Raw genomic sequence first — 12,824 nt, forward strand, 5'->3', positions numbered from 1 at the left:
CGTATGCTCGGTCTCATGGATATCAATGGAGCAAGTGCAATTGTGACCGGTGGCGCATCGGGAATCGGTGCGGCGTCGGCCCGTCGTCTGGCCGCGCGTGGTGCCAAGGTCGTCATCGCCGACCTGAAAGCCGAAGACGGCGAGGCCCTGGCCAAGGAGATCGGTGGCACGTTCGTCACCGTCGACGTGACCGATACCGCCCAGATCGAAGCCGCAGTCAACAAGGCCACCGAGCTTGGCCCACTGAAAGCCGTCGTCAACTCGGCCGGCATCGGCTGGGCGCAGCGCACCGTCGGCAAAGACGGTGAATTCGCCTCCGCGCATAACCTGGACCTGTACAAGAAGGTCATCGCGATCAACCTGGTCGGCACCTTCGACACGGTCCGCCTGGCTGCCACCGCGATGAGCCGCAATGAGCCCAACGAGAGCGGCGAACGCGGCGCGATCGTCAACCTTGCCAGCGTCGCGGCGTTCGACGGTCAGATCGGCCAGGCCGCATACTCCTCGTCGAAGGGCGGCGTCGTCGGCATGACGCTGCCGGTCGCGCGTGACCTGTCCGCCGTCGGCGTGCGCGTCAACTGCATCGCCCCCGGCCTGATCGACACCCCCATCTACGGCACCGGCCCAGAGTCGGAGGCGTTCAAGGCCAAGCTCGGTGAGAGTGTCTTGTTCCCGAAGCGTCTCGGTGTGCCCGATGAGCTGGCGTCGATGGTTGAGGAGCTGATCACCAACTCCTACATGAACGCCGAGGTCATCCGCGTCGATGGCGGCATCCGGATGCCACCGAAGTAGTCACGACCTCGCTCGTAATACTTGGGCCCGACACCTACTAGGTGTCGGGCCCGTTGCATTTAGCGGAGTCTGTCACGAGATGAGATTTTCCCGCACTGCTCATAGCTTGGCGTCATAAGCTCATTGAGCGAGGTAAGCGACAAATATTTGAACGAACTTAGGCGCTGGTGCGGGGAATGAGGCCAAAGTGTGGATTACCAGCGATGTCGAGTTGCCGCAACCTGTCATCGACGCGCACGCTGAGGGGCAACTCGTGTTTTTCGTCGGCGCAGGCGCCTCGTTCGATGCTCCTTCGAGCCTGCCACTCTTCGGTGCGCTGGCCCGTCAGCTTGCCGAATTGGCGTGCGTTCCTTTCGATGAGGCAGCTCCGATCGATTTCTTCCTTGGTTCGATGCCAGAGAACTTCGACACGCATACTCACGCTCGCGAACTGATTGCTCCGGCCGGCTCGGCGCCGAATTCAACACATGCCGTGCTTGTTCGACTCGCCTCAGCGACCGGTCCCTTACGCATTGTGACGACCAATTTTGATGATCACTTGTCATCCGCAGCATCTGCAAGGAACGTGGACGTTTGTAATAAATGGTTCGGACCAGCGTTGCCGCTCGGCGATGACTTCGCTGGGATCGTACATATTCACGGTTCGGTGCTTAACGAACCGCGAGGCCTTGTGCTTACTGACAGTGATTTCGGGCGGGCCTATCTTACGTATGCGTGGGCGACAAGATTTCTGCTGCCGATGTTCCAGAAGTTCACCGTGTTGTTCATTGGGTACAGCCACGATGATCCGATTATGCGATATCTAGCGTTAGGTCTGCCGTCGAGAACGCCCCGCTACGCATTCACGGGCGAAGATCAAGCGGGTGACCCAAAGTGGACGAGGCTTGGGGTCGAGACTATTGCTTACCCAGTGCGAGACCATGACCATGGGGCTCTCGTCGCCTCATTGGAAGCCTGGGATGCGCGAGCCCGAATGGGGCGACTGGACCAACAGTCTCGGATGGCGCAAATAGTGGAGGCGGGATCGACGCTTACGCCGGTTGACCATGACTATGCCTCAGGCAGGCTCCAGATTGTGGACGGCGCCAGGCAGTTTGCCATGGCGACTGCAAAGGTTGACCCGAGCCGCCAGCTCGAATGGCTTCGCTGGATCGAGGGTCTTCCAGAGTTCAAAGCGCTCTTCGACGGGCGTAGCGAATGTGAGGTGTCTTCGGTCCTTGCCTATTGGTATTCCGATACGTTCGTCGCCTCGTCGGAGTGTCACGGAGCGGCATTGCAAACCGTTCAGCGACTTGGGCAAACATTTTCTGATGTCCTGTTTCACGCAGCGCTCTCAGCGGTTGAGCGACTGGCCAAGTCCGACCCCGATGCAGCGCGTCGATGGAAGGTCATTCTCGCTACCTCCGTGCTCGGTCGCTCTGCTCCGATCGATCCTCTGGAGCTGTCATACGAGGCAGGTGAGCTTGCCGAGCCCATATCGGTGTTGCGTGCGGCTGTAAGGCCGTTCCTGGTACTCAAGCGGCCCTGGTTCGTTGACGAGCAGGTCGCGACGGACATACCGGACGCAGAGGCCACATGGAGTTCCGAGGAGGTAAGCCTGACAAGCCATGTCCTCAGGGCCGTGGTGGCAGCGCCTTGCGGTGATCCGAAGATCGTTGCCGTGCTTGAGGAATCGCTGAATGCGGCCTATGACTTGCTCGATGTCTACCACGGCGCCTCGCAGTGGGACCGCCTCGGAGCAGGGCGCTCGGCAATCGAAGCCCACGACCAGGATCAGTTTCGGAACCCGATCGACGCGATCATCGACGGGCTCAGAGCATATGGAGAGAAAGCTTTATCGAAACAGCCCACGCTGATTGAGCGGTGGTGGTGCTTCGAGCGACCACTCTTTCGGCGTTTGTCGCTTCATCTGCTTCACGAGGATGAGTCCCGAACGCCGGATCAGAAGATTGATTGGCTGCTCGACCGCTCGGTGCTCTACGAGCCCGATATTAAACATGAGGTGTACCGAGTTCTTAATACTACGGCCAGTGATGCGTCCGGCGCGGTCCGTGAAAGGCTACTGTCAGCTGCCCGAGTCGGTCCGAACCTTGCCGATGACCTGCCTGATCGCGAGCGTCACGATGCTTACATGAGATTCAATTTAGTCGTCTGGCTCGTAGCGGCAGCACCAAGCTGGGCCGACGCAAGGGATTTGTTGGCTGAGCTACGTGCAGCGAACCCGGACTTCGAACCCCGCGAGCATCCTGATTTCGACAGCTGGATGACGAGCGGCACACGAAGAGTAACGCTTCCGATGGAGCCGGATGTTTTTGCGCAGGCATTGGCAGACGATCCAAAGGTAGCGATGGACGGCGTTCTTCATCGCGACTATTCGGAACGAAATTTTGACGAACCTCGCTGGGGCGATGCATTGTCGCTCGTCAGAAGTATCGCAGGTACCCGTCCGGAACTTGGCGAACAGATCTGGACTGATATCGATTCGCGAACTGACCTCGGTTCGAAGGCGATTGACCTTCATGAGGCGATCATTGAGGGGTGGGCAAAGGCCGACCTTGGCGAGGTTGCCGATACTGCCGTTGCCCGAGTGGGGACTGTGGTGTCTACTTCAAGCTCCGCTCGATCGGTCAGCAAGTTCATACTCGAGCAGGTCCAATCTCAGATCGAGAGCGCCGAAACGCCAGCTCTCACAGCTATGCGCAAGGTCGCACACGACCTATGGGCCCAGCACGGAAACACATTCACCCACCGTCAGGAGGATGTTCTCTCTGCGGGATCTCTTTACCTCAATTGCTGGCCGGGCGACCTCACCCGGTATTGGATAACCGAAATCGATCGTCGCTGGCGAAAACAACGTGATGAATGGTCAGGCCTGAATGGCGAGGAAGGCTCTGCCTGTCTGATTTGATTGGCGGGCCGCCGCAGGCAAGAGACGCAACACAGCCCGCGCTCGCCAGTGAGCTCTATTTCATGTTTTCCGCCGACCCTGATTTTACGACCGAACACATCCTTCCGCTGTTTCGCGAGGATCCCACTGCCAACCTCGCCTGGAACCCGTACCTCCACTATCCCCGATACGACGACAAGCTGCTTGCGGCTGGATTCCTCGATGGTGTGTTCGCGGAATGGGATCGACTCCCGGACCTCGGGCAATCTGGTCTCCAGCGCCAGTTCTTCGGCCTAACTGCCTCGATCGTCTCCTTCGCTGGCATTACCCAAGCGCAGCGCCAGGAACTCCTGAACAAGAGTGTGCTCGCTGACAGCGGTGCTCATGCGGTCGACTTCGCCGAGTCCGTGGTTCGTTTGATTAGCACCGACAAGATCGACGGTGCTGAACTCTGGAATCGATGGCTTCGCGAACATCTGACGGCGAGGCTTAATGGACTGCCTCGGAACCCGGGCCCCGAAGAACTCGCGCGATGGGCCGATGCTGTGCCTTATCTCGGCTCATCTCTTGGGGAGGCATTGGGATTATTGAGCGGGCGTGATATTGGATTCGGTGAGCGATTCCGTGTACCAGTCTTTCCAGAGGGTGTCTTGGAAACAAGCGGACCTGCACTCGCTCAACACTATGCGGAGCGAATTCGAAACTCCGTACCAGGCAACCACTTTTGCGGGTATCAGGTAAAGAGACTTGTGGAGACATTGAATGATATTCCAGGAGGGGTTTCAGCAGCTGAACTAGCATTGGCAGCCAATAATAGTGGCTTCATCTAACCGATAGATAGCATCACTCCTTGCAACGTTGGCGATCGCCGCGAAAACGCCTGATAGGCGCCTATACGGACAACGTGCTTCGCGAGTCGTGATCGAGCGGCGGCTGATGGAAGTTGTTGAAGTGGTCTCAGCACTTAAGGCGAGTCAGCATAGGGTTGCCAGAATGAATTCCGCACGGGTACAGAATCAACGGAAGTGAATGTAGTCCTCCGCGGCTAGATGTGTCTGCGTTCCGCTTTGAACATCGGTTTGCGCGAGGTCTCGTTGCGTGTCTTGAATAGTCGGGTGTCGTTCGCACAGACTGAGTTGATTTCGACCCATACGAACAGCGAGTCTGGTCCGGACCTTCGGCGACTAGCTACCCATCAGCCAAGACGCCGACGATGACGATCAGGACCGCAGCACCGGCAGCCACTCCCATCGCGAGCAGTGGGTAATACCACGTGGGACCAGAAGCGTGGCCGGCCTGCGAGATCGCGATGATCTCGGCGAGTATGCCGACGAACGCCAGGAGGACGGCCACCGGCCCCAACGCTCGGCCGCGCAGCACCGACTTCGAATCGAATGCTTGCAGAACAACGAAGAGTGCGAGCAGAACGCAGGCGACGACCGTCGGGATACCGGTGATGATGAATAGCGTCAGGGTCAACGTGGTGTCGCTACGATGTGCGGCCCAGATTATGATCGCGCCGACTATGGCGGCGACAAGCAGGATACCCATCGCTCGCTGGAACAGCCGGGAAGTTGCGGTCTGGCCGGTCATGTCCAGATGCTAACCAGCCATCGGCGGCGACTGTCCTTCGAACGACGGACGCCTTGACGAATATGGTTGCGGCTCTTCAAGTTTGGAGCCTGGCGGTAGGTGAGGGTGGTGGATGGGATTGATCTGCCAGGTGTCGTGACTGCCGGTCGGTCGCCAGGCCATGCGTCCGGTGTGTGGGCCGTGGGTGAGGATGGTTGTTTCCCAGTGTCCGGGTTGGGGGCCGACGGCACGGTTGTGTCTTCCGCAGGCGGCGCCGAGGTGGTCGATGTCGGTGGTGCCGCCCAGTGCCCAGTCTGGGGCATGGTGGGCTTGGGTCCGGGAGAACGGGACGTCGCAGTTGGGACCGGTACAGCCGCGGTCGCGGCCGAAGAGTGCGAGGCGTTGGGCTTTGGAGGCGTATCGGTTTGCCCGCCCGAGGTGGAGGATTTCGTGGGTGTGGTTTTTGAATACTTCGAGCCAGGGGTGTGCGTCTGCGGCGAGTTCGATCAGGTCTCCGATGGGTAGGTTGGTGCCGGTGGCGGTGGTCGCGAATCCGGTCTGACTGGCTAGTTCGGACAGACTGGTAGTGATGACCAGTTCGGCGGGTAATCGGTGTGGTTCACCGAGTCCCCCGTGGCCCAACACAAAACGGCATATCGCGGCGAGTGCGTCGTGGTTGCGTTGGGCCTGGCTGCGGGTGTCGCGGGTTTGGGCGTCGGCGAGGACGTGTCGGTCGAGGTCGGGGTCGTAGACAGCGCCGTACAACGGTGTTTCGTCGTCGGGGTTGTTCATGCCGGGAGCGGCCCAGGCGTTGAGGATGGTGTCGAATTGGGCGCGCACGGCGGGGGTGAGGTGAGCCTTCATCGACGACATCAGTTGGCGATCCTGTGGCGACAAGGTAAGTCCGCGTTGGCGTTGCCGGTCGCGATTGTCGGTGAGGGTGCCGTCGGGGTCGAGGTGGGCGAGGATGCGGTCGCCTATTTTGGCGAGGTCGGTGGGGGACAGGAGGCGAGCGTTGGCGGCCAGTTGGGTTTCGGCGGCGGTGACTTTGTCCGGAGGGACCGCGGACGGGAGTTTGTCGAGGACTGTTTCGATGATGGTGATGTGGTCTTCGGAGATGGCGCCCTGCTCGACGGCTTCGGCGGTTGCTGGTCGGTTGGGTGGCAGTGTTTCACCGGTGATGCCTCGGCGTTCGCCAATTGCTCGGGCTGCGGTGAGCCGTCGGGTGGCTGCGCCTCGGCCCAGTCGTAGTCCGGTTGCCAGGAACATGCTCAGGGTGGTGTATCCGGCGACGGTGTATGCGCTGCGTTCTTCGACGTCGAGGACCCGCTGGTAGCCGACGCCGGTAAGTTTGCGGGCGACTCGCTCATGCGTATCAGCAAGGCCGGCAACCTGTTTCGACGGCAACGTCAAGGTTGACGAGTCGGCCAACTGATCGATCACCGCCTCGGCGAGCGAATACAGCTCGGTCACCGACAGACCCGATAGATTCTCGACTTCCGACCCGGTTTGGTTGCTCATGTCGCACCGTCCCCCTGCTGCAACCGATCACTTTCCTCGACCTTAGCGCGACGGTATGACAACCCGATAGGCGCGCAAAAGCCGTAGGCCCGAACCTTTCTGCGCTATTCTGCATGCGAAAAGAGACATATTTATCCAGTCGTAGTCGCTAACAGAGGTACAGAAAAATGGGTGTTCGGATCCGGGTAGCGGTGTTGGTCGTTGGAACGGGGGTGGCCGCGACAGTCGTGTCGGGCTGCACGACCGACGGAAATCCCGTCGCCGATACGTCATCGCCAGTTGCCACGACCACGACTGAGACCACCGCGAGCGCAACGACATCGAGCGCAACGACATCGAGTGCAACATCGTCAGCACCGACGTCAATCCCACCGCAGAACGGCGCGGCAACCGATCCGATGGCGATGACCTGCGGCACGTTCCTCGACCTGACTGACGCTCAGCAGCAGGCCACGGTCGTCGCGATCGCCACCATCCGAAACCAAGTGCTCATCAAGTCGAATGAGAACGCTTATCGGTTGGTGCGGGCGTTCTGCACCACCCTGACCGACCTGGTCAAGGACACGTTGATGATGCAGGGCAACTGACACCCTCAAACACCAAGAGCCACCTCGCGAATCGCGAAGTGGCTCTTAGCTCTTAAAGCGAATTTAGATCAGAACGCCGCTTCGTCGAGCTCCATCACGTCATTGTCGATATTCTCGACGATGCCGCGGGTGGAGGTCAGCAGCGGCAGCATGTTCTTCGCGAAGAAGCTCGCGACGCCGACCTTGCCTTCGTAGAACGCCTTGTCGTCACCCGATGCACCACCGTCGAGCGCGGCGAGCGCGATCTCGGCCTGACGCAGTAGCAGCCAACCGATGAGCAGGTCGCCGACCGAGAGCAGGAAGCGCACCGAGCCCAACCCGACCTTGTACAGCTCCTTCGGGTTCTCCTGGGCGCCCATCAGGAAGCCGGTCAGCGTCGCTGCCATGCCCTGAACGTCATCGAGCGCGGTCTTGAGCAGCGCACGCTCACCCTTGAGGCGACCGTCGACAGCGTCGGACTCGATGAAGGTCGAGATCTCGCCGGCGACATGTGCCAGCGCCTGGCCCTTGTCGCGGATGATCTTGCGGAAGAAGAAGTCCTGCGCCTGGATGGCAGTGGTGCCCTCGTAAAGCGAGTCGATCTTCGAGTCGCGGATGTACTGCTCGATCGGGTAGTCCTGCAAGAAGCCGGAACCCCCGAGGGTCTGCAGCGACTCGGTGAGCTTCTCGTAGGCACGCTCGGAGCCGACGCCCTTGACGATCGGGAGCAGCAGGTCGTTGATCTTGAACGCGAGATCGGCGTCGGCGCCTGAGACGATCTTGGCTGCCGATGCGTCCTGGTGCGATGCGGTGTAGAGGTACACCGCACGCAGGCCCTCGGCATATGCCTTCTGGGTCATCAGCGAACGGCGGACGTCCGGGTGATGGGTGATGGTGACACGCGGCGCGGCCTTGTCGGTCATCTGGGTCAGGTCGGCACCCTGTACGCGCTCCTTGGCGTACTCGAGTGCGTTGAGGTAACCGGTCGACAGCGTCGAAATCGCCTTGGTGCCGACCATCATGCGGGCGTGCTCGATGACGTCGAACATCTGCGCGATGCCGTTGTGGATCTCGCCGACGAGCCAGCCCTTGGCCGGTACCCCGTGCAAGCCGAAAGACAATTCACAGGTGGCCGATGCCTTGAGGCCCATCTTGTGCTCGACGTTGGTCACGAATACGCCATTGCGCTCGCCGAACTCGTTGGTCTCGAAGTCGAAATGGGTCTTCGGCACGTAGAACAGCGACAGACCCTTGGTGCCGGGTCCGGCACCCTCGGGGCGGGCCAGCACGAGGTGGAAGATGTTCTCGAACATGTCATCGGTGTCGGCCGAAGTGATGAAGCGCTTCACACCTTCGATATGCCAGGTGCCGTCTTCTTGTTGGGTCGCCTTGGTGCGGCCCGCGCCGACGTCGGAACCGGCGTCAGGTTCGGTCAGGACCATCGTGGCAGCCCAGCCGCGCTCGGCGATCGTGGTGGCCCACTTCTTCTGCTCATCCGTGCCGTTGTTGTAGAAGACCTGCGCGAACGACGGTCCGGCCATGTACATGAACGCGGCGGGCTGGGCGCCGAGCAGCAGTTCGCCGATAGCCCACTTGAGGCTGGAGGGAACCGGGATGCCGCCGAGCTCCTCGAGCAGGCCGGTCTGTGCCCAGCCGGATTCCTGCAGTGTCGCGACGGCCTTCTTGAAGCCCTCGCCGATTGCGATCGAGTGGGTCTCCGGATCGAAGACCGGCGGATTACGATCGATTTCCGCGAATGGCTCAGCGATCGGACCCTCAGCCAGAGCCTTGACCTCGCGCAACATCTCCACCGCGGTGTCGTGGTCGAGGTCGCCGAACTCGCCGGTCTCCAGCACCTTGTCGAGGTTGAACAGTTCGAAGAGGTTGAACTGCAGATCACGTACGTTGCTCTTGTAATGGCCCATGTCTGGCTTTCCTTTACTCGATGAGGGCTTCGTTGTGGGCTGTCCGACGACGGCGGGAAGGCTCCGCAGAAGTCGACAATGCACAGCTGGGGTCCAGGCGAGCTATGTTACTCGCCAGTAACAACCTCAGAATACTCCGAGCGGAAAGATCAGACAACTCGGCACCGCTGTGATCTGCGCAAACTGGCGCTAGCAGGTGATCTGCGTCACGTTTACAAAACTTCGCGGAGGTAGGCGAGGTCGTCGGAGACGCCTTCGGCAGGCGTTTCCAAGACAACTGGCGCCTGCGCCGAACGAATAACTTCGACGAGTGCGTCGGCGTCGATATGTCCCGACGCCAGGTTGGCGTGCCGATCTCGGCCAGAGTCGAATTCGTCGCGCGAATTATTCAAATGCACCAGGTCGATGCGTCCGGTGATGCCACGTACTCGTTCGACCAGGCCGACCAGGTCTTCGCCGCCCGCCCAGGCGTGACAGGTATCCAAACAGAATCCGACGCCCTCGAAGTGGCCGACCGCGTCCCAGAGTCGTTCGATCGACTCGAGCGTCCGCGCCATCGCGTGATCACCGCCCGCGGTGTTCTCGATCAGAATCGGAACGCCGAAGCCGCCCTTGTCGGCCTGGCGCTCGAAGAGCTTGGCCCAGTTCTCAAATCCCTTCGCGGAATCTTCGCCGTCGCGCAGATGCCCGCCGTGTACAACCAGTCCGATGGCGCCGAGCTCAGCCGCGGCCGCCGCTTGCTGTTCGACCGCTTTACGCGATGGCATGCGCAGACGGTTGTTCAGGCTTGCGACGTTGATCTGGTAGCTCGAATGCACGACGACGTCGATCGACGAGTTCCGAATCTCCTCGGCGTGCGGATGGGGCTCGGGCTTCTTCCAGCTCTGCGGATCGGTTACGAACATCTGATAGATGTCGATTCCCAGCTCCTCGGCTGTCGTAACCGGATTGGCGTCTTCACGAAGGTGTGCTCCAATGCGCATGCGTCAACCTTAAAGCGGACTCAATCGTCGATACACAATTCCGTCTCAATACTGATCGGTACTCCGGGGGCGATCAGCAGACTGCATGGCGTCGAGGTGTCGGGATAGAGCGTGAGCCACTGGTGACGTTGCAGTTGATCGCCGTAGACGGTATTCAGGGTTCGGTTGAGCCGGGCCTCTCCCTCTTTGTTGAGGAAGTACTTGTGGCCCGCATAGTTGAGGTACCGGTTGGGCACGGACCCTCCTCTCGCGGGTGTGATCGGTATCACCAGCCTAATGTCGCTTACCCTTGCGGCGTGAGGTTTCGTCGACAGCGACCACCCGCGCCGCGGTTGCGGCGCGCGTTGCTGCTGGTCGCGATGTCCTTCGCGGTGCTCCTCATGCACTCCGCGCTCGGCGGACACTGCGCTACGGCGGCGCCAATGCACCACGCAACGTCGACGGCTGTCGACCCGCCGATGGATAACCACTCGTCGATGACGTCCGCTGCTGCCGGACAGACGGCCGACAAGGCCAGCCCGACGTCGGACTGTGCGATGCCCGGCTCTTGCACGTTCGTCCTGCCCGGCGGTGCCGCGATCGTAGTGCTGGCAATTCTGGTCTTGGTGGTCTTTGCCCCACGAAACCTGTTTGTACGCTTAGTGATTCCGCGTCGCGTGGTGTTGGGCCGACCGCCGCCCTGGGCTATCGCGACACACCTGAGTTTAGGGGTTCTGCTGCGCTGATCGACGTACCGGTGGATGTGCTCGTTCGCTTTGACGTGCAGTCCGACCGGCTCGATCGCTTCGCAGATAGTCAACCCCCTGATAAAGGAATCCAATGTCTTTCACCCACAACTCAATTCGTGCTGCCCTGCTGATCGCGAGCGGAACCGCCACCATCCTCATCGCCGGCTGTGGCACCGATTCGGATGCGGCACACCCCGACCATGCCTCCGCGCCGACGTCGGTGACGTCCACGTCGATGCCCGCTTCATCAGTTGCGCAACATAATTCGGCTGATGTCAGGTTCAACCAGATGATGATCCCGCACCACGCGCAGGCGGTGGCAATGGCCGATCTGGTGGCGCCTCGGACGCAGAACGTCCAGATTCGACAACTGGCGGCGTCGATTAAGAAGGCGCAGCAGCCCGAGATCGATCAGATGACCGCCCGCCTGCGGGCATGGGGACAGCCAACTGAACTGGCCGACGGACACGGCGGGCATCAGATGAACGGAATGATGTCCGATGACGAGATGTCGAAATTGAGATCTGCGCGCGACGCGGAATTCGACCGACTGTGGTTGCGGATGATGATCGCTCATCATGACGGCGCGGTGGCGATGGCCGATGCCGTACTCGCCGACGGCGTCGACCCCGCCACCCGCGAACTGGCATCGGCCGTGAAGATCGCGCAACAGGCCGAGATCGGGCAGATGAACACCCTCCTAGGGCAGTAGGCAACAGGCAAAAGCAAAGGGAGCCAACCGAATCGGTTGGCTCCCTTTGTTAAGTCGTTGACCGGCAACTACTTTCGCAACGGCAGTCGCATCAGATACACCTGGTAGCCCAGTGAGATCGAGTAGGTGAAGTACAGCGTCGGGCTGTTCAACGACCACGGGTGGATATAGGGCGCGTAGCCGGAGTACGGATCATTCTCCGGCACAACGGTTTGACCGCTGGTCCACGGGCCTTCGGGGCGATCAGCCGTTCGCAGCACCACACCGCGTCGCGTCGCCAGCGAGATGTACTTGCCCAGATATTTGTTGTAGGCCACCGACAGTTCGCCGGTCGGCGCCGCCATCACCGGTGTCGCGGCGCCAGTATTGCCCTTGACCCATTTGCCCCACGAGAAGTATTCGTAGGCACCGAGGTGCTCGATCTTGGCTTCGGGGACCCGCGCCAGATAGACGGCGCCGGCCCGGCCGGGTGGTGTGCCGTAGATGTAGACATAGCCGCCTTCTTTTAGGAAAGCACTCATCTGGAATTTCCGGTTGCCGCCGCCATTGGGCCGGAAAGCGTTGACGGCCTTCCAATTACGACCGTTGTCGCTCGACACCGCGAGGCCCGAGAAGCGGGTCTTCCAGGTACCCGGGTCGCCCCAATGATTGACCGCCATGATCGACATGTACTGCTTGCCGTTGGCGGCGATGCCAGCGGTCGGGATGATGGTGATTTCCCGTGCGGTTGGTTTGAGCAGCCGCTTGGCGTGACCGGGGCGGCCGATGTGGCCGGAGAAGGTCATCCCGTTGGCGAGGTTGTGGTCACGACTCTTGAGCAACACATTGGAACGCCAGTAGAACATTTCGCCGTATAACCAGGACCAGCCATTGATCGACTGGGTGTCGCCGAAGGCCGCCAGGATCTCGCCGTGGCCGTTGTCCCACAGCACACCAAGATCGGTGCCGAAGACGTTGTACCGGCCGATGGTGTCGTTGATTGCACCCGGACCGGTGAGTCGCGCGACGATCGTGCCCTTGCCGGCGGCACCCGGAGCGGCTGATGCCGATGGCGCGGACGCCAATCCGAGGACCATCGCTGCACTGACCGCGGCGATAGTCGAAGCCGTCCTTAGCCTGGCGAATCGTGAGACCATGC

At 60.7% G+C, this 12,824-nt stretch carries 12 protein-coding genes; 6 read left to right on the forward strand and 6 right to left on the reverse strand.

What is annotated here, in order from left to right; genetic code table 11:
• Positions 1-15: 15 nt before the first annotated feature.
• The 3 genes from AAFP29_RS01345 to AAFP29_RS01355 all read left to right on the forward strand — a co-directional run bounded on the left by AAFP29_RS01345 (position 16) and on the right by AAFP29_RS01355 (position 4,509).
• Entirely contained in the window at positions 16-792 is a 777-nt protein-coding gene (locus AAFP29_RS01345; RefSeq protein ID WP_419215497.1) for an SDR family NAD(P)-dependent oxidoreductase, read from the forward strand.
• 187 nt (positions 793-979) lie between these two features.
• Positions 980-3,700, forward strand: a complete 2,721-nt coding sequence (locus tag AAFP29_RS01350; RefSeq protein ID WP_419215498.1) for an SIR2 family protein — start codon at positions 980-982, stop codon at positions 3,698-3,700.
• Positions 3,655-4,509 (forward strand): hypothetical protein, encoded by an 855-nt coding sequence (locus tag AAFP29_RS01355; protein WP_419215499.1) that lies wholly within the window; start codon positions 3,655-3,657, stop codon positions 4,507-4,509. The genes AAFP29_RS01350 and AAFP29_RS01355 overlap by 46 nt, the downstream gene beginning before the upstream one ends.
• A 358-nt stretch (positions 4,510-4,867) precedes the next feature.
• On the opposite strand, the gene AAFP29_RS01360 is transcribed toward AAFP29_RS01355, so the two are convergent.
• Together AAFP29_RS01360 and AAFP29_RS01365 are read right to left on the reverse strand one after the other, a co-directional pair.
• On the reverse strand, positions 4,868-5,272 hold the full coding sequence (locus AAFP29_RS01360; RefSeq protein ID WP_419215500.1) for a hypothetical protein: 405 nt from the start codon (positions 5,270-5,272) through the stop codon (positions 4,868-4,870).
• Between the two features lie 9 nt (positions 5,273-5,281).
• Positions 5,282-6,772, reverse strand: coding sequence for a DUF222 domain-containing protein (locus AAFP29_RS01365; protein ID WP_419215501.1), 1,491 nt, complete (start codon positions 6,770-6,772; stop codon positions 5,282-5,284).
• Positions 6,773-6,939: 167 nt separating this feature from the next.
• Between AAFP29_RS01365 and AAFP29_RS01370 the strand changes: the two genes are divergently transcribed.
• Positions 6,940-7,359 (forward strand): hypothetical protein, encoded by a 420-nt coding sequence (locus AAFP29_RS01370; protein WP_419215502.1) that lies wholly within the window; start codon positions 6,940-6,942, stop codon positions 7,357-7,359.
• Between the two features lie 68 nt (positions 7,360-7,427).
• Here the strand turns inward: AAFP29_RS01370 and AAFP29_RS01375 are convergent, their stop codons facing one another.
• The 3 genes from AAFP29_RS01375 to AAFP29_RS01385 form a co-directional block, all read right to left on the reverse strand.
• On the reverse strand, positions 7,428-9,263 hold the full coding sequence (locus AAFP29_RS01375; protein WP_419215503.1) for an acyl-CoA dehydrogenase: 1,836 nt from the start codon (positions 9,261-9,263) through the stop codon (positions 7,428-7,430).
• 212 nt (positions 9,264-9,475) lie between these two features.
• The gene (locus tag AAFP29_RS01380; RefSeq protein ID WP_419215504.1) at positions 9,476-10,246 is read right to left on the reverse strand and encodes a deoxyribonuclease IV; all 771 of its coding nucleotides are present in this window, start codon (positions 10,244-10,246) and stop codon (positions 9,476-9,478) included.
• Between the two features lie 20 nt (positions 10,247-10,266).
• Positions 10,267-10,482 carry a hypothetical protein gene (locus AAFP29_RS01385; protein ID WP_419215505.1) on the reverse strand — a complete coding sequence of 72 codons (216 nt, stop codon included), beginning with the start codon at positions 10,480-10,482 and terminating at the stop codon, positions 10,267-10,269.
• A 60-nt stretch (positions 10,483-10,542) separates the two neighbouring features.
• Between AAFP29_RS01385 and AAFP29_RS01390 the strand changes: the two genes are divergently transcribed.
• On the forward strand, positions 10,543-10,971 hold the full coding sequence (locus AAFP29_RS01390) for a hypothetical protein (protein ID WP_419215506.1): 429 nt from the start codon (positions 10,543-10,545) through the stop codon (positions 10,969-10,971).
• Between the two features lie 94 nt (positions 10,972-11,065).
• Positions 11,066-11,686 (forward strand): DUF305 domain-containing protein, encoded by a 621-nt coding sequence (locus AAFP29_RS01395; RefSeq protein WP_419215507.1) that lies wholly within the window; start codon positions 11,066-11,068, stop codon positions 11,684-11,686.
• 68 nt (positions 11,687-11,754) lie between these two features.
• Here the strand turns inward: AAFP29_RS01395 and AAFP29_RS01400 are convergent, their stop codons facing one another.
• Entirely contained in the window at positions 11,755-12,822 is a 1,068-nt protein-coding gene (locus tag AAFP29_RS01400; protein WP_419215508.1) for a DUF4185 domain-containing protein, read from the reverse strand.
• Positions 12,823-12,824: the final 2 nt, after the last annotated feature.

The sequence above is a fragment of the Gordonia sp. CPCC 205333 genome (assembly GCF_048537885.1).
Lineage (GTDB): Bacteria > Actinomycetota > Actinomycetes > Mycobacteriales > Mycobacteriaceae > Gordonia.

Coding starts and splice junctions, on each gene's coding strand:
- AAFP29_RS01345 (WP_419215497.1), top strand. CDS start 16: ATGGATATCAATGGAGCAAGTGCAATTGTGACCGGTGGCGCATCGGGA.
- AAFP29_RS01355 (WP_419215499.1), top strand. CDS start 3,655: ATGGTCAGGCCTGAATGGCGAGGAAGGCTCTGCCTGTCTGATTTGATT.
- AAFP29_RS01360 (WP_419215500.1), bottom strand. CDS start 5,272: ATGACCGGCCAGACCGCAACTTCCCGGCTGTTCCAGCGAGCGATGGGT.
- AAFP29_RS01365 (WP_419215501.1), bottom strand. CDS start 6,772: ATGAGCAACCAAACCGGGTCGGAAGTCGAGAATCTATCGGGTCTGTCG.
- AAFP29_RS01370 (WP_419215502.1), top strand. CDS start 6,940: ATGGGTGTTCGGATCCGGGTAGCGGTGTTGGTCGTTGGAACGGGGGTG.
- AAFP29_RS01375 (WP_419215503.1), bottom strand. CDS start 9,263: ATGGGCCATTACAAGAGCAACGTACGTGATCTGCAGTTCAACCTCTTC.
- AAFP29_RS01380 (WP_419215504.1), bottom strand. CDS start 10,246: ATGCGCATTGGAGCACACCTTCGTGAAGACGCCAATCCGGTTACGACA.
- AAFP29_RS01395 (WP_419215507.1), top strand. CDS start 11,066: ATGTCTTTCACCCACAACTCAATTCGTGCTGCCCTGCTGATCGCGAGC.
- AAFP29_RS01400 (WP_419215508.1), bottom strand. CDS start 12,822: ATGGTCTCACGATTCGCCAGGCTAAGGACGGCTTCGACTATCGCCGCG.